The 767-nt window shown below is 68.7% G+C and carries 1 pseudogene; it reads right to left on the bottom strand.

Annotation, left to right across the window (positions count from 1 at the left end):
* Positions 1–767: pseudogene (kasB, locus tag A5753_RS14370) on the bottom strand (3-oxoacyl-ACP synthase KasB); the annotation flags it as partial.

Raw genomic sequence — 767 nt, forward strand, 5'->3', positions numbered from 1 at the left:
CCGCCGAACCCGAACGAGTTGTTGATCGCGTACTCGTAGTTGCCCGGCCGTGGTTTGCCGGCCACGACGTCGAGGTCGATTTCGGGGTCGAGGTTTTCCAAGTTGAGCGTGGGCGGGACCACCTGGTCGCGCAGGGCGAGCACGGTCAGGATGGATTCCACGGCGCCGACCGCGCCCACCGAGTGACCCAGGGCGGCCTTGGGGGCATAGACGGCGGGTTTGTTGCTGCCCAACGCGTTGTTGATGGCCTTGGCCTCGGCGACGTCACCGACGGAGGTGCCGGTGGCGTGGGCGTTGACGTGGCCGATGTCGGACGGGCTGAGCCCGGCGAGTTGGATGGCGCGGCTCATGGCGTGTCCGGCGCGTTCGCCGTTGGGGTCCGGTGCCACCATGTGGTAGCCGTCGGAGGTGATGCTCGCACCCATGATGCGGGCCAAGATGTTGGCGCCGCGGGCTTTGGCGTGTTCCTCGGTCTCGATGACCATCAGCGCGCCGGCCTCGCCGAACACGAAGCCGGTGCGGTCACGGTCGAACGGGCGACACGCGCCGACCGGGTCGTCGTTCTTGGTCGACATCACGATGCGCATCTGAGCGAACGCTGCGATCGCGACCGCCTCGATCCTGACCTCGACGCCGCCGCAGATGGCGATGTCGGCTTCGCCGAACACGATGTTGCGCCAGGCCTGCGCGACACCCTCAGACCCCGACGCGCACGCCGACACCGGCGTGATCACCCCGGCCTTGGCGTGCCGCTCCAGCCCCACCGC

The sequence above is a fragment of the Mycobacterium sp. 852002-51971_SCH5477799-a genome (assembly GCF_001667145.1).
Taxonomy (GTDB): Bacteria; Actinomycetota; Actinomycetes; order Mycobacteriales; family Mycobacteriaceae; genus Mycobacterium.